Here is a 15,663-nt window from a genome sequence, read left to right as displayed (position 1 = left end):
ATTCAGTTTCCCTCCTTCAGGATATTGCTCGTAACAATGATATCGACGCCAAGTCCAAGTACATTTTTGATTACAGGATCACCGGTTGTAAGCCTCTGATCCAGACGTACCCGGTTGATTTCATGCATCACATCGAAGAAGCGATCCTTCGGTATTTCCCCGGAAACACGTACCGGCACAACCGGCACATCAGGGAATACAGTACGTACGGTGGAAGTGATGGTGCGCATCGGCGAAATCATTTCCTGTTTTCCAAACGCTTCGCCCCGCGGGCAGCGGTTGCCATGGACGATCAACTGTCCATCCACCTCTTCTACCTGCAGATGACAGCCATTCGGACAGACGATACAGGTCAGATTCTTCATGATCCCTCCTCCAGCGATGCCTTCAGTTCCACGGCATCACGCAGATTCATCTTCATCAGCGGCAGAACGATCCGCTGCATCTCCGGCGGACGAAGGTCCGTGAAGCTGCGGCTGTAGACCACCGTATCCCCGTTGCGGATCACAAGCGTGGCAGATGCCCTTTCCTTCGCGGTACGGAAATAAACCGTCATCAGACCTCCGGCATCTTCGCGGCAGATTTTCTGCGGCACAAGATATTGAAGCGTGCGGTCCGTGGCTATTGTGATCTCCTGCCCGCTGTCAGAATCTCTGTTCTTTGCGTGCATGGCTGCCGCCCTGCCGGCAAGTTCGCCGCTTTCGCTGACATAATCGGCAAGATCATTGACATGAAGCGCATTGCCGCAGACGAAGACGCCGGGCACCGATGTCATGAATCGACTGTCGGCGACAGGGCCTTTGGTATGCGGATCCATCAGGCTGCCAAGGCTTTGCGCCACTTCATTTTCCGGAATCAGGCCGACCGAGAGAATCAGCGCATCGCAGGCAATGATTTCCTCGGTTCCGCTGATCGGCTTCATCGTTTCATCGACTCTGGAAATTTCAACCGCCTCAAGACGCTCCTGACCGAAGACCCGGGTCACGGTTGTAGAAAGGTGCAGCGGAATGTTGAAATCCTCGAGACACTGAACAATATTGCGGGTAAGACCCGATGGTGTCGGCTTGGCTTCATAAACCCCGACCACTTCCGCTCCTTCCAGCGTCAGCCGCCGCGCCATGATGAGACCGATATCGCCCGATCCAAGAATGACACAGCGTTTCGTCGGCATCAGACCGAGAATATTGACAAAGTGCTGGGCCGTGCCGGCCGTGAAGACGCCGGCCGGCCGGGTGCCGTGGATCGCTACCTGCTTGGCGGTACGCTCGCGGCATCCGGTTGCCAGAACAATGGAACGTGAAGTGACTTTCTCAATGCCTTTCTGTGTCACACAGGAAAGAGTGAAACTTCCATCGCCATGGCGATCAATCTTTGTAACAAATGTGAGCAGACTGCTGTCAATCTGCAGCGCATGAAACTCATCAATGAAGCGGCCGACATACTCCGGACCCGAAAGCTTCTCCTTGAAGCGCACCAGACCGAAGCCATCATGAATGCACTGCTTCAGAATGCCGCCAAGCCTTGCTTCGCGCTCAATGAGCAGAACGTCTGCGCCGGCCTTCTTCGCTTCAATCGCAGCCGCCAGTCCGCCCGGCCCGCCGCCGATGACGATCACATCGTATGCGTTTTTCATTCGTCAGCCTCCTTTGTTTCACCGCAGTTGATCCAGGAGCCTTCGCCGCTCTTCATGACATCTTCCATCGGGATGCGGGTCTCTTGTGCTATGAGCTGCACAACCAGAGGACTGCAGAAGCCTCCCTGACAGCGTCCCATGCCCGGCCGTACGCGGCGCTTGATGGAGTCAACCGTCGCAACGCCAAGCGGATTATGGATAGCATCGATGATCTCGCCCTTTGACACCTCTTCGCAGCGGCACACGATGACGCCATAGTCCGGATTGTTCTGAATCATGGCATTGCGCTGTACCGGGTCCATGTCCTTGAGACGCGGAATGCCTTTGCGGATGGGATTGAAGGACAGATTGCGTTCCACCGGATTGCCCATTTTCTGCAGCAGATCCACGGCCATCGCCGACACATCTTCCGCAACCGCCGGTGCCGTGGTAAGACCAGGTGACTGGATCCCGGCGACGTGAATGAGATTGTTCGTCCTGCGGCCGGGTTCGATGATGAAGTCTTCTTCAAAGTCCGCGGCCCGTACACCCGTGAAGTAGGTAATGATATCGCGGCCGTCCAGGGCAGGAGCTGTCCGCTTCTGTTTGGTCATGATCGCATCTACAGAGGAACGGTTCGTTGCGTAGTTTTCCTTTTCGTAGGTTTCAACAGCGTCCGGTCCGATCAGAAGGTTGCCGCTCGGTGTATGAATGATTCCGCCGCCTTTGGAATGGGACGCTGATCTCTTCAGATCTTTCCAGGAGGCCACCGAGCGAACCAGGGCCCCGGCTTTGCGGTCCATGATGAGATCTGTCCCGCGCCGGGGATGGATCGAATAGAAGCGGTCCCGCGCCATCCCTGCCACATCATCCGCAAAGACGCCTGCCGCATTGATGACTACCTTGGGATAAACGGTGCCTCGGTTGGTCGTAACGCTTACGATACGGCCGTCCTTAACTTCCATAGCAGTGGCGGCCGTGTTCAGAGAAAACTCCGCGCCGTTGGCGATGGCATTTTCGGCATAGGCGATCGTCAGCTGATAGGGCGACACGACACCGGCCATCGGATTGAACAGGGCAAAGGCAAATTCCGGATTCAGGTGTTTCTCACCATGGACAAGTTCATCCCGTGAAATAACACGCGTATCATCGACGCCGCAGATGTGCCTGCGCTGCCATGCGTAGGCTTCAACAATCGGACGGAGTTTTGGATCAAAGAAGCCGACATACTGGCCGCAGCGTTCAAACGGCACATCGAGCTCCCTGCAGATGCGGTCGTACATGCGGTTTCCGCGGACAACGTAGCTCTGTTTCAGACTACCCTTGTTGAGATCGACGCCGGGGTGCACCTCGCCGTCATTTCGACCCGAAGCCTGGATGGCGACATCCGCCTCCTTGTCAATCACAAGAACGCTCAGGCGGCTGCGCATCAGTTCTCTGGCAATACTGCAGCCTGAAATACCGCCGCCGATGATCAGAACATCCGGATGTTTTCCGTCGATCGCCTGATCATGAATCCCGGGCATCCGCATCTTCGGCATCTCAACACCGGCCAGATGAATGTCATTGACGACGTGAACACCTTTTTCACGGCTGACGCACATGGAACAGGCAGTGACGATATCGTGCCAGTTGTCCATTTCGCCCGACACAATGATGGTGCGATCCTCTCTTCGCACCGTCAGACCTTCGCCGAAGCGCGCATCAAGCTTCTTCTGCAGATCTTCAACACGCATACTGCTTCTCTCCTTTGTACAGAACACATACTGTTATGGCAATTAGCTGATAAAATTTTGGCAGCACATGGAAGGTTCCTTCCATGTCGGCCAATCAACCGACTCTAGATTCAGTCTATTCTCGGCTGTCAGCTTTGTCAATCAGGAGAAAATCGTATGGCTGCTCCACGCATGAATGATGATGTTCAGAAGATGATTCTCGATGCGGCAGAAGATCTGCTGGCGCAGAAGTCTTTGAAGGAAGTTACCCTTGCTCAGATCGCTGACCACGCCAATGTCGCCAAGGGAACTGTCTATTACTACTTCAAGAACAAGGAGGACATTCTCTTCGCGATCTTTGACCACTATCTTGCCGATCAGTGGAAACAGCTCAATGACTGGACCTCCAATACCGCCAAGGATACCCGTCTGCCGCGTCTGATCAAGTATGTGCTTGCCCGCGACATCGACAAGACCGGCATCCGTCTCCATTTCATCTTCGAAGCTGCCGATGGCAATGAAGTACTGCGCCAGAAGCTGATGGAACGCTATCTGAAGTTTGAAAAGGAAATTGCCGCAAAGATTCAGGAGCGCCAGGATAACGTCGACAGCGACTATCTCAGCTGGCTTGCGCTGATGGTATCGGACGGCTTGATCATTCAGAAGACTCTGGGCAATGATCAGCTCGACGCCGACCGGTTCATCGCTGAAACCGAACAGTACATCCGTCAGATCTTCAAAGAAGAGCAGAACAGCGAGGCAAAGAAATAATCATGAAACACGCAATATGCAAACCTGTCTTCAAGGATGAGAAAACATGGCGGGATCTGCTCGTTCTCTTCGCGCTCGTCTCGCTTCTTTGTGCCGTCATCTTCACTCCCTATATCGTCAATGATCAGGCCTTCATCCTGGGCCTCGACATGCGTACGATCTATTCCAGCAACTTTGAAGGACTGAGAACCATGCTTGCGCAGTGGCGGCAGAACGGATCCCTCCCCTTCTGGAACTGGAGCAATTTTCTGGGCAATGACTTCTATTCGAGCAAGCTGTTCTATTTCAACGATCTCTGGGAATATCTGTTCGCTCTGGGCGATCTTCCCTATACGACCGCCATTCTCTGGATGACGTATCTCCGCTTTCTTTCCGGCGCCTTCAGCTTCTATGCCTATGCCCGCTACAACCATGCAGGACACCGTGTCTCCATTCTTGCGTCACTGTTCTGGGCCTTCAGCTCATACATGCTGCAGGTGATGCGCGACCCCTTCTTCGCAACCTTCACCGCCTTTCTTCCGCTGTACTTCCTTTCGGTCGATCGCTACATCGTTGAGAAAAAGCACGGATTCTTCATCTTCATGGTGTTCTTCATGTTCTTCAACAATTACTACCTGTTCTACATGACGTCGCTGTTTACGATCCTGTATTATCTGTGGCGCCATGAGAAGGAATATGGAACACTGCACGATGTGATGAAACCGGCCGTCCGTCTGATCGGCTTCTACCTTGTCGGCTTCAGCTGTGCCGGTTTCTTCGTTGTGCCGGAGATCCTCAACATTCTCGGCAACAGCCGCCTCGGAGTCCGGGATCTGATCTGGTCGTATGGCAATCCGACGCCGTATCTTGATATAGTCAACGGACTGTATACGCCGGCTTCCATGCTTGCCTACCGCAGCACGCCGGCGTCAACGCTGTACATGTGGCTGCGCGGAGAGAAGGAGCCGCTGGTGTACAACATCTGGGCGGGTGCGCTGATGACGCTGCTGGTTCCGCAGCTGTTTACAAAAAAGAACCGGAGACCAATGACGCTGTGGTGCTTCGCCGTCTGTGCTCTGTTGTCGTTCATTCCGATCTTCAGCTCCGTGATGCACGGCTTTTCGGAACCGTCGTTCCGCTGGACCTCAAATCTGACCTTTCTTCTGCTGGCGATGGTGCTGCCGCTGTTGAACGATGCTGGAAGAATCGACCGGAATCTGCTGAAGAAGTCAGCGGTGGCATTTGTGATTCTGATTGCCGTATCACCATTCGTCTGTGCCGCCGTTAACAGGGTTGCGCTTTCGGAAATCGTCACGGAATACCGCTGGCTGCTGGTGGATGATGTGCTGTTTGTCCTGATCGCATGGGCCCTGCTTGCAGGAAAAAGAAAAACCGTCGCTGCGGCGGCGCTTGCGGAGCTTGCCATGGTCAGCTATTTCTCGTTCTATGGCAATCCGGCCATGCGCAGCCTGACCATTCCCGAAGCCAGGGCACTTTATACGGCGCTCGGCGAAAAGGATGCGTACAACAGCTTTACACTCAGTCTCGATGAGAAGAACTGGTCCTCGTTCTATCGCACCTACATCAATCTGGAAGATGTGTTCTGGGAAAATCTCGGCATGAATCACGCTTTGGATGGAAATATCCGCGGCGTTACCACCTATGATTCCACCTATCTTGCCAGTTCCGACGAACTTGTGCAGCTGGATCCGGATCATATCTATGGACACTGGTCCTGGTCCTTCGACATTGAAAACCAGGATGTCCTTGATCTCGTGTCGGTCAAATACGGGGTGACCGGTCTCAATACCGCCTGCCCGTTCAAGAACGGCCGCCTCGTTACGACCTATATGGACACCTGGAACATCTGGGAAAACCTTGATTACATCAATCTTGGAAAGACCTCTACGGATCTTGAGACGTGGGATGACTATGATCCCTCGAAGTCCGCTGATGTAACAGCGAAGGTTATCTGCCACGCGGAAGATGCCGGAGAAATCCGCAGTCTGCTGGGGAAGGAAGAGGTTGTCTGCGATACGGCAGAGGCCGACGGACGCAAAGTCTATGCATGGCTTTCGACAACGGAAAACGGCTTTGCGGTTCTTTCCGTCCCTTACGATGAAGGATGGTCGGCGACCGTCAACGGACAGCCGGCCAGGATCTATGAGGTCAATGGCGGCCTGAGCGGCATTGCCGTCCCGGCCGGTGGTGCCGAAATCCAGATGACATTTACACCGAAGGGTCTGAAGAAAGGCATCGTGGTGAGCGGCATTGGTGTGCTGCTGGTGCTTGGCATCATTGTTCTGGACCGTCGCAGAAAGAAGGTACATGCATGAAACGGCGCACACTGCGGGATCATCTGATCGTTCTCGGCCTGCTGACGCTGCTGGCGACGGCGCTGCTGTTTCCCTATCTCAGCGGCAGGCGGCCGTTCATTCTTCTGGGCGACCAGGTTCATCAGTACAATGCCTTCTATACGACCTGGAAGCGGATGCTCAGCGATTTTCTGAACCGCCGCATCCTGCCGTTCTATTCCTTTTCCAGCTTTCTGGGCAATGACTGGTTTTCCTCCAAGGCCTACTATGTGACCGGCGACATACTGATGCCGCTGGTGGCACTGTTTCCGGATGTTGAAACAGGGCTTTTATGGATTGAAGGCTGGCTGCTGATCATTCTGGCGGGATATTTCTTCTGGCTGTTTCTGTATGCATTTGATCCGGACGGGGATCCGAAGGTATATCTCTGCGCCTCACTTCTCTATGCATTCTCCGGTACAAGCGCCCTTTCCATCGGCCAGTACATGTTCATGCGTGCATATGTTTTGGTTCCGCTGGTGTTCCTTGCTGTGGAGCACTTCCGCACCAGGGGAAAGGCGGCGCCGTTTCTGCTGGTCAGTGCGGTGCAGTTTCTGAATCTTTACTACTATGCTTTCATGGTGTCCGAGTTTCTTCTGCTCTATGTTCCCTTTACCTATTACTATCACGGAACAAAGCTGAGAAGCAGAGCGTTCCTGAAATTGCTTGGCCGGCTGGTAGTTACCTATCTTTCCGGTCTGCTGCTGGCAGGGATCCTGATGGTGCCGGCGGCACTCAACATTGTGCAGAACCCACGGGTCGGCAGCCACGATACGGTATCGCTCTTCTTTGATCCGCGGATCTATCTGTCGTTCCTGATGTCCTTCGCCATTCAGCCGGCCGATGTTGGATCTTCGTTCAACTATCCGTTTCACTACACATCAACGTCGCATCTTGGCGTCATCATCTATTGCGGCGCACTTGTCGTTCCTGCTCTGTTCGGGCTGTACAGGCGGGCAAAGGAAGACCGTCGGATCAGGGCAATGTTCATTGCAGAGCTGATCTTTCTTCCGGTGCTGCTTCTGCCCTCAGTCAATTCGATTCTGCATGGATTCAGTGAGCCGAGCTTCCGTTTCACGTTTCTTCTGATGTTTTTCAACTGCCTGATCTTTGCGATGGTCTTCAGCCGCTTTGAAGAGAACTATGCAATGCTCAGGTCAGGATTGCGCCTGTATCTGGTGCTCTACGCCGCGGCCGCAGCGGTCTGTTTCCTGAGCGGCATCATCACCTGGAGCGATCATCCGTTCCATGTGATTCTGATGGCGACGGGACTGGGGTGGCTGGTTGTCTATGGCTTGTTGATCAAAAGCCGCAGAAAGAAGACGGCGCTGGTCCTTTCGGTCATTGAAGTATGGACAGGCTGCGTTCTTTATTCCTGTGTCCATAACATGAATTATGACTTTACGACGCCGTCGCTGGATGCCGGGATCTTCCGCTATCTTCAGGATACGGATTCGCAGAAGTTCTATCGCATCTACGTTGACAATTCGCAGCTGCAGCCGGCAAGTCCGATGCATCTGAATGAAAGCCTCATCGATGATTACCGCGGCGTATCTGCCTATGACACGACTACCGCCGGAAGTCTGTCGCAATTTCTGACCTGGATCCAGCAGACCAGCAACCTCAAGGTGATTGAAGACCCCGAGGTGCTTCGTATGCTGGCTGCGGAATACTGGTGCGTGCGCTCGGCGGATGATCTTCCGGGCGGCTATTCCTTCACCTATGTTCTGAACAACAACGAGTACCAGATCTACCGTCTCGATTCGTGCCGGCCGCTTGCCTTTACCTATTCCAGACTTCGTCCCCTCTCATCCGTCCAAACAGGCAGTGACGGCAAGGCGATCATCGACTGGAACAATGAACTGATTCTTTCGGACGACGACTATCAGCGTCTGAAGAATGAAATCGAGGACGGGGCATCGGTTGACGCACAGGTCACATCCTTTGCGGAAGACAATGATCTTTCTCTTTTCATCTCTGTTGACAGGGAACAGATTCTCTTCCTGTCCATCCCCTACGATCGCGGCTGGTCCATTCGTGACAACGGTGAAGCCGTTGAAGCGCTGAAGGTTCAGGGCGGCATGATGGGCATTGTTCTGAAGCCTGGCGATCATACGATTACGATGCACTTCATGCCGGAGGGTCTGAAGGCCGCAACCGTCTCTTCGCTGGCCGGTTTTGTTCTGCTGGTGGTGACGGTCTGGCTGGATCACAAACGTACTGGAAAGGAATCTGTATGAAAGAAACGAAAACCATGCGTGACAGGGACAACGATCGTCCTTACGGAATCGTGCGTTTCATTCTTACCGTGATTGCCGTCTTCTTTGCTGTCTGTCTGTTCAATGCGCTGCGATCGACGGCGGTCAACTTCGGTGACCTGAAGGAGCAGGGTGTCGAGCTGATCAGTGAAACACCCGGTTCCTTTGTTAAGTCACTGGCTCTGTTTGTGATCGGCTTTGCAGTGGTGTATCTGATTCTGAAGGCTGTGCAGAAGAAAACCGGAGCAAAGCGGACACGGATTGCCGTATGCCTTGTATTCTTTGCGCTGGCGATAGCTGCTGTGTTTGTGTTTCAGTATGTTCCGGTTGCGGATCAGATTCTGGTCTCGGATTGTGCTTCACAATTGAACGCAGGCAATGACACCAGTCTGCTGCTCAGTGATTACGGCTATCTGATTGCGCATCAGAATCAGATCGGATTAGTCAATCTGCTGCGGGTCTTCTACGCCCTCTTCGGCGATCACAATTATCTTTCCTTTCAGATCTTCAACGCTGTGCTTGCATGCATCGGAATCTGCTGGTGCGGAACAAAGATGACGCTGCACGCCGCAGAGGATGAACGGGTGCTTCCAGTGTATGAAAGTCTCATTCTGACGTGTCTGCCGCTGATCATCTACGTTCCTTATCTTTACAACGATCTGATTTCAACATCGCTGGTAATGATTGCCTTCTGCCTGTTCGCTGTGGATGAAGGAGACAGCAAAGGAATGGCGAAGTCATGGAAACGGGTGGTCCTTTCGGATCTGATCATCGGATTTGCGGTCGTCCTTCGCAGCAACGCTCTGATCCCTGCGATTGCAATGATCCTTGTGATCCTGTTTCAAAGAAACGGGAACAGGAAGAACAAGGTGCTGCAGATCGTGCTGCTGATCGGTATCGTCTATGGGATGAACGTTCTGTCCCGGCTGCCGTATCATGCGTATCTGAGCGGCATTCCTTCAATTCCTTCCCTTGCCTATATTGCCATGGGCATGCAGGGAAGGGGAGGCGGCTTCAACGGGTTCAATGCCGAGCTCTACTGGTCAAGCGGCGCAGATGCTGCGGTCATGCATGAAAAGTGCGTTACGGCCATCGAAAGTTCCATTGCCGCATGGAAAGCCGATCCTGAAACCTTCCGCACGTTCGTTGACTTCAAGTTCCAGTCGCAATGGAATGCGCCTGTCTATGAGTGTCTGGAGATGGTTCTCTATACAGCAGGTGGAAAAAATGCGATTGTCACATCACTGCAGAATGGTGTTCTGCGTCGACTGGTGCAGTCGTTCATGAAGGGTTTTCAGGTGTTCTACTATGCGGCACTGGTATCCGGAACCTGGCAGCTTCGTAAAAAGGACGGCATCCTGTCCGTCCTTGCATATACGATCTTCGGCGGCTTTCTCTTCAGCATGTTATGGGAAGCGAAAGCCCGCTACATTCTGCCGTATCTGATCTACGGTCTGCCGCTGGCAGCGATCGGTCTGAAATCCTTCTTCCGCTTTCTTTCGCTGCGGATCGAAGGATACGCTCAAAGATCCTGATATTTCCGTGTCCTGTCCGGCGCGGCAGTATTAACTATTCTGCGGGAGAAATTCTCCCGCATTTTTTCTGTACAGCCGTTACCGCATCATATTCCCCTGCCTACCGCGGCACGCAGTGCGGCGGCCTTAGTCTTTTCCTTCATCGTTTTCGCCATCCTGCTTTTCGATCCGGGCAATTTCCTTTTCGACCAGGGCATGGAAGCCTTCCTGACGAATCTCCTTCTCTCCTGCTTCCGCAGCTCTGGAAGGATCTGCAAAGGTGTCGAAGACATCCTGCTTTGATTCGATGATGCTCATCAGTTCCTCATCCACCGTATTCTCGGCCAGAAGACGGTACACAAGAACATTGCGGTTCTGCCCCATCCGGTAGGCGCGGGAAAACGCCTGATTTTCTGTACTCGGCTTCAGCTGCGGTTCGCAAAGGATAATGACTGATGCCGACTGAATGTTCAGACCTGTTCCGCCCGACTGGATCTGGGCGGCCAGAACCGTACCGGCTTCTGCCTGCGTGAATGCGTCGATCATCTTCTGCCGCTGATTCACCGCCACGGAACCGTCAAGCGGTCCGATGCACCTGCTGCCAAGAAGGTCAACAACACTTTTCAAAGTATCAAGGAAAAATGAAAATACAATTACCTTCCGTTCTTCACTGGCAGCTTCATCAATCAGTTCGAGCATCCGGTTCGCTTTCGTCGACTTCGAAAGATCCGGCACGTTCCAGGAAACTCTGCGGATCGCTGCATAATTGCGCTGACGCAGCGTCTGACGGTAGATTTTCTTCTCCTCCTCAGACAGCTGACACCATTCTTTCTTGATCGTAAGATCCGGCAGTTCACTCAGCACATCAACCCGCTTCCGCCTGAGGTATACCGACGCAGCTGTCCGGCAGAAGGCATCCGCTGTCACTTTCCACTTCCGGCTTTTCAGCAGGAATGCCGTCTCAGGGCTCAGAATCTGAACAAGCGAAATCATCTCTTCAACATTATTTTCCAGCGCTGTTCCGGTCATCAGCAGAATGCGGTCCGTATAGCCGCACAGACGTTTCACATTATTCGAGCGCTGCGCACTGGCATGCTTGATGTAATGTGCCTCATCAACGATCAGTTCGCCGAAATGAAACGAAGAAGGAAGCGACAGCCGCCCCGTTGTCTCATACGTCGTAACGCCAACGCCGCCCTCACGGTACCACCGTTCGAAACATGCCTGCAGGTCTTTCCCATGAAGACGGATCACGGAAAGATCACTCATCTTTTCTGTCTCACGGCACCAGTTGACCAGGACGCTGGCCGGGCAGACGACCAGAAAATGAGTCTGACCCGACTCCTTCAGTGCCACCATCGTCGCAATCGCTTCCACGGTCTTGCCCAGGCCCATCTCATCGCCAAGCAGCACCCGCTTCTGATGCAGAATGTATTTCAATGCATATTCCTGATACGGCCGCAGGGTACAGTGCAGGCCGGAAAGCGTTGCGGCCTGTTTCGTGATGGCTTCCGCCGTTTCCGGATCAAGATCCCCGTTCGTATCTTTTGTCTTCAGTGCACCTGGCACCAGCGTTTCAACAACGTGTTCAATCTCTGACGGATGACTGCGGTAGACTGCTTTCCAGTCTGCGGTTTTCAGTGCCTGATATTCGTTTTTCAGCGTTCCAATTCCGGCAGAAAGCTCCTGCTTTTTCCGTGCAAGATACTGGGCAGCCTCCTCTTCTTCCTGTTTCTGCTTTGAGGAAATAAAAAAACGCTTCACAAAGGAAGAAGAAAGCGACTGCTCAAGACATTCCATGTCCGCCTGCATCTTCGGATCTTCCATCAGACCGTTCAGCCTGCTCAGGATCGCGGATACGTTCCAGCAGCGTACGGCCGCCTCCAGAAGTTCTGCACATTCCCTGCTTCCAAGCAAAAGCGGCACCGACTGCCGTAGATCGCTGACTGCTTCATCGGCTCTCTTTACGATTGCGCCGGCGGACGCCGTTCCAATGCCGTCAACGGCCGCCAGCTGTGCACCTGAAACACCATACAGATCCTTCAGCGTCCTGTATCCCGCCTTCAGCAGCGGCGCACTTCTTAGATCCAGATCCTCGATCTTCACTTGTTCCAGCAGCTCAAGAAGCTGTGTTTTCTGAAGCCGGTCCGCCTCGCTTTTAACCTTCGATGAAAGTGACTTCCGTTCCTCTTCAAGGCCATGTTCAAAAGCGCTGTACTGCTGAAAGGCAGACAGAAGGTTTTTTACTTCCGCACGATCATAACTCATAGTGAACTCCGTCCCGCTCAGTCACTGACAAGACGGTACAGTTTCCACTTTCCCGAGCGCCAGCGATAGACAAAGAAAATAATACGTACTCCCCAGTCAATATACATGCCGATCCGTGTACCGACAACGCCCATCCCCAGCACGGTGCCAAGAAGATATGCGCTGAGAACACGTGCACCAAACATCGAACCAACACCGACGTACATCGTATACTTTGCGTCGCCTGCCGCACGTATGCACGTAGGAAGGACGAAAGCCGGCGCATGAATCGTCGTAACCGCGATGCATTCCATCGTCAGAATTGTCTCCGCAATTTTCAGCGTCTCGCTGGAGAGAGAATACAGCGACAGAGCATACGGCATGGCAAGATAGACAAGCAGATTATTGACGGCAGCCATGATCCAGGCAATCCTGATCAGCTTATGCACATAGTATTCCGCCTGCTCATAATCATTGGCACCGACACACTGACCGATGACCGTTACCGATGCCAGCTGGATCGCCATCTCACTCACATAGCACAGTGTCGACAGGGAGTTGGAAACGCCGTTGGCCGCAATCTGTGACGTACCGTAGGTCGCCACAAAGATCGAAACAATGACCTTTCCCAGCTGAAACAGACCATTCTCGATGCCATTAGGGACTGCGATCGAAAGAATCTTCCGGATCAGCTCTCTGTTCCATGCAAGAATATCATTCCAGGCAATGGAAATGGCGCGACGGGGATTGAACGCCATACCCACCATCACGACCGCCGCCACGATTCGGGAAATCAGCGTCGGCCACGCGACGCCTGCCGCCCCAAGATGCAGCACATAGACGCCGATGTAGTTGCCGATGACATTGATCACATTCATCAGGATCGACACATTCATCGTTGACCGTGTCTCATTCATGGAACGAAAGAGTGCCGCCGCACTGTTATAGACACCAAGGAAGGAAAAGGAAAGGGCCGTAATCCAGAAGTATTCCTTCGCCGACGTCATCACGTCTGCCTCTACAGAGCCATACAGCACCTGCAGAATACCCGTATGAAAAGCGACGCAGAACAAACCGAGCACCGTCGAAATCACAAAGGCGATCATCACCAGCTGACTCGCCGCTTTGCGTGTCAGCTCCCTGTCCCCATGGCCAAGATACTGCGAAACGATGACCGCTCCGCCGCCCGCCAGCGCCGACAGCAGCGCGATCACAAGATTATTCAGATCGTTGACGATGGAGACACCGGAAATGGCCGCTTCACCAGCACTGGATACCATTACCGTATCCACCATTCCAACAAGCATCGCCAGCAGCTGCTCAATCAGCAGCGGAAAAATCAGCCGCCGCAGCTGGGCATTGGAAAACATCCGCTTCTTCATTCCGTCCCCTTTCAGCCAAGCATTTCAATCAATCCTCTGATCCCCTTTTCCCGGAACACCTGACGGTAATAATCTGTCTCATCGCCGATAATCTGATCGAGCGCCCGCATTCCAAGCAGCTCCACCGGCGCCTGATCGTCTGTCATTACGTGATTGCCTGTCCTGTACGGTGTCAGATTTGTCTCAACACTCTGCATCATTGTCTTGAGCTGCGCGTTTGAAAGTTTCTGCACATTCGAGGAAAGATGCTCGAGCGCCTTCGGATCCGTAAAGGCAAACAGCTCACGGTTCGTATTGCCGGGCACGTCAACGGTGTAGACGTATGGAAACACGGAGGCGATCGTATCGGCCAGATACTGATTGATTCCCTCTTCGCCATCGCTGCGCATATTCATATTGACGACCATGACACCGCCGTCGTTCAGATGATTCTTCACCCGTTCAAAGAACTCGCTTGAAGACATCGAAAACGGAATCGTAATATCCTGATAGGCATCGACGAGAATGACGTCATAGGACGCTGGATCCTGGTTGATGAATGCACGGCCGTCCTGTGTCACGACCGGAATGTTCTGCGGAAGATCGAAGTACTGATGCGCAAGATCCGTGATCCGCTGATCGATCTCAACGCCGGTAATGTTCGTTGAACCATAGAAGCGCTCACACTGCACCGCGTAGGTACCTGTCCCCATCCCCAGGATCAGTGTACTGGCATCACCGGGACTGTCCTTGTCCGTAAATAACGGCGCCGCCATCGCATAGTCATAGTAAAGACCTGTCAGCTGCGCATCCTTCATATAGACCGACTGCACGCCGAACAGAACATTGGTCGAAAAGTAGACCGCACTGTCCGTATCCCGTACCTGCAGATAGTTGTAGATCGATTCCCCCTCATAGGCGAGACTCCTGTCCCAGAAGGCAAAGCTGTCGGAGGAACCAAAGACGCAGCTTACGCCGAAGAGAATGCTGGAAACAATGCACAGCACCTTCTGCGTATGTGCCGCAATGAAATAGACAAGGGCAAGCGCCAGCAGAATACCGCCGAAGATCAGAAACGTCACCGACGTACCAACCGAAGGAATGGTAATGAAGGTCGGAGTAAAGGTGCCGATGATACTGCCGATCGTATTGAAGGCACCAAGCGTACCGACGACGCGGCCGCTGTCTTCCAGACTATCAACCGAATATTTGGCAAGCGACGGCGTCACTGTTCCCAGAAGAAACAGCGGAAACACGAACAGAACCAGACATGCCGCAAAGGCAGACCACACGAGATAGTTGGAGGAAATCGTAAAGATCACAAGGCCGGCAAGAGCCGTAATGATATACTTTCCAAAGAGAGGGATCAGCACAATCCAGACTGCCGCAATCAGAATGCGGCGATAGAGGCGGTCCGGATCCGGATTCTTGTCCGCGCTCTTTCCGCCGTATACATTTCCAAGCGCCATCGCAATCATGATGGTTCCGATAATGATCGTCCACACAATCTGGGAAGAACTGAAATACGGTGCAAGCAGACGGCTGGCCCCGAGTTCTACCGCCATCACGGACATACCGCTGAAAAACTCTGTCAGATACAGAAACAAATGATTCTGCAGCAGCTTTCTGTTCGATTGATTCATCGCCCCACCTCGTTTCGTTGAAATTTCGCTATCTATTTAGGATACTCTGATTGAGGGGCACAAAGATAGGAAATTCCCCTCTTCCGCTAACAAATCCGGGCAATCGTAATGCAAAGCGAAAAAGAAGAAAAAAGAATATCAAATTGATTCATTTATCTTGCATTCCAGGAAAAAATGACCATAATGATATTTGTTCTCAGTAAGGAGCG

Annotated in this window: 10 protein-coding genes; 4 read left to right on the top strand and 6 right to left on the bottom strand. The window is 53.0% G+C overall.

The features are described 5' to 3' along the window. Window positions 1–2: 2 nt before the first annotated feature. From C1714_RS06375 to C1714_RS06365, 3 genes are read right to left on the bottom strand one after another with little or no spacing between them, the layout of a single operon-like run. Window positions 3–365: a DUF1667 domain-containing protein gene (locus C1714_RS06375; RefSeq protein ID WP_102342398.1), complete on the bottom strand. Its 363-nt coding sequence runs from the start codon at window positions 363–365 to the stop codon at window positions 3–5. Continuing rightward, window positions 362–1,633, bottom strand: a complete 1,272-nt coding sequence (locus C1714_RS06370; protein ID WP_102342397.1) for an NAD(P)/FAD-dependent oxidoreductase — start codon at window positions 1,631–1,633, stop codon at window positions 362–364. Before C1714_RS06370 ends, C1714_RS06375 begins: the two co-directional genes overlap by 4 nt. Then, window positions 1,630–3,348, bottom strand: a complete 1,719-nt coding sequence (locus C1714_RS06365; protein ID WP_102342396.1) for an NAD(P)/FAD-dependent oxidoreductase — start codon at window positions 3,346–3,348, stop codon at window positions 1,630–1,632. The genes C1714_RS06370 and C1714_RS06365 overlap by 4 nt, the downstream gene beginning before the upstream one ends. A 156-nt stretch (window positions 3,349–3,504) precedes the next feature. Here C1714_RS06365 and C1714_RS06360 point away from each other — a divergent pair, with 156 nt between their 5' ends. The 4 genes from C1714_RS06360 to C1714_RS06345 are packed head-to-tail and all read left to right on the top strand — an operon-like array spanning window position 3,505 to window position 10,224. Next, the gene (locus C1714_RS06360; protein ID WP_102342395.1) at window positions 3,505–4,098 is read left to right on the top strand and encodes a TetR/AcrR family transcriptional regulator; all 594 of its coding nucleotides are present in this window, start codon (window positions 3,505–3,507) and stop codon (window positions 4,096–4,098) included. A 2-nt stretch (window positions 4,099–4,100) separates the two neighbouring features. Then, complete coding sequence (locus C1714_RS06355; RefSeq protein WP_102342394.1) at window positions 4,101–6,413, top strand: YfhO family protein; 2,313 nt, start codon at window positions 4,101–4,103, stop codon at window positions 6,411–6,413. Further along, on the top strand, window positions 6,410–8,671 hold the full coding sequence (locus C1714_RS06350) for a YfhO family protein (protein ID WP_102342393.1): 2,262 nt from the start codon (window positions 6,410–6,412) through the stop codon (window positions 8,669–8,671). The genes C1714_RS06355 and C1714_RS06350 overlap by 4 nt, the downstream gene beginning before the upstream one ends. After that, the gene (locus C1714_RS06345; protein WP_102342392.1) at window positions 8,668–10,224 is read left to right on the top strand and encodes a glycosyltransferase family protein; all 1,557 of its coding nucleotides are present in this window, start codon (window positions 8,668–8,670) and stop codon (window positions 10,222–10,224) included. Before C1714_RS06350 ends, C1714_RS06345 begins: the two co-directional genes overlap by 4 nt. 126 nt (window positions 10,225–10,350) lie before the next feature. Here the strand turns inward: C1714_RS06345 and C1714_RS06340 are convergent, their stop codons facing one another. The 3 genes from C1714_RS06340 to C1714_RS06330 are packed head-to-tail and all read right to left on the bottom strand — an operon-like array spanning window position 10,351 to window position 15,454. Then, complete coding sequence (locus tag C1714_RS06340) at window positions 10,351–12,471, bottom strand: DEAD/DEAH box helicase (protein ID WP_102342391.1); 2,121 nt, start codon at window positions 12,469–12,471, stop codon at window positions 10,351–10,353. A gap of 17 nt (window positions 12,472–12,488) precedes the next feature. Beyond that, window positions 12,489–13,832 (bottom strand): MATE family efflux transporter, encoded by a 1,344-nt coding sequence (locus C1714_RS06335; protein WP_245305065.1) that lies wholly within the window; start codon window positions 13,830–13,832, stop codon window positions 12,489–12,491. A gap of 11 nt (window positions 13,833–13,843) precedes the next feature. After that, complete coding sequence (locus tag C1714_RS06330) at window positions 13,844–15,454, bottom strand: spermidine synthase (RefSeq protein WP_210115265.1); 1,611 nt, start codon at window positions 15,452–15,454, stop codon at window positions 13,844–13,846. Window positions 15,455–15,663 lie beyond the last annotated feature (209 nt).

Source organism: Galactobacillus timonensis (assembly GCF_900240265.1).
In the GTDB taxonomy this organism is placed as follows: Bacteria; Bacillota_I; Bacilli_A; order Erysipelotrichales; family Erysipelotrichaceae; genus Bulleidia; species Bulleidia timonensis.
Note: the sequence above shows the minus strand (reverse complement) of the source record. Positions and strands in the feature narration are given on the sequence as shown.

What these genes read in the sequence shown, in the direction of transcription:
- C1714_RS06330 (WP_210115265.1), bottom strand. Translation starts at nt 15,454, where the DNA reads ATGAATCAATCGAACAGAAAGCTGCTGCAGAATCATTTGTTTCTGTAT.
- C1714_RS06375 (WP_102342398.1), bottom strand. Translation starts at nt 365, where the DNA reads ATGAAGAATCTGACCTGTATCGTCTGTCCGAATGGCTGTCATCTGCAG.
- C1714_RS06360 (WP_102342395.1), top strand. Translation starts at nt 3,505, where the DNA reads ATGGCTGCTCCACGCATGAATGATGATGTTCAGAAGATGATTCTCGAT.
- C1714_RS06350 (WP_102342393.1), top strand. Translation starts at nt 6,410, where the DNA reads ATGAAACGGCGCACACTGCGGGATCATCTGATCGTTCTCGGCCTGCTG.
- C1714_RS06370 (WP_102342397.1), bottom strand. Translation starts at nt 1,633, where the DNA reads ATGAAAAACGCATACGATGTGATCGTCATCGGCGGCGGGCCGGGCGGA.
- C1714_RS06355 (WP_102342394.1), top strand. Translation starts at nt 4,101, where the DNA reads ATGAAACACGCAATATGCAAACCTGTCTTCAAGGATGAGAAAACATGG.
- C1714_RS06345 (WP_102342392.1), top strand. Translation starts at nt 8,668, where the DNA reads ATGAAAGAAACGAAAACCATGCGTGACAGGGACAACGATCGTCCTTAC.
- C1714_RS06365 (WP_102342396.1), bottom strand. Translation starts at nt 3,348, where the DNA reads ATGCGTGTTGAAGATCTGCAGAAGAAGCTTGATGCGCGCTTCGGCGAA.
- C1714_RS06340 (WP_102342391.1), bottom strand. Translation starts at nt 12,471, where the DNA reads ATGAGTTATGATCGTGCGGAAGTAAAAAACCTTCTGTCTGCCTTTCAG.
- C1714_RS06335 (WP_245305065.1), bottom strand. Translation starts at nt 13,832, where the DNA reads ATGAAGAAGCGGATGTTTTCCAATGCCCAGCTGCGGCGGCTGATTTTT.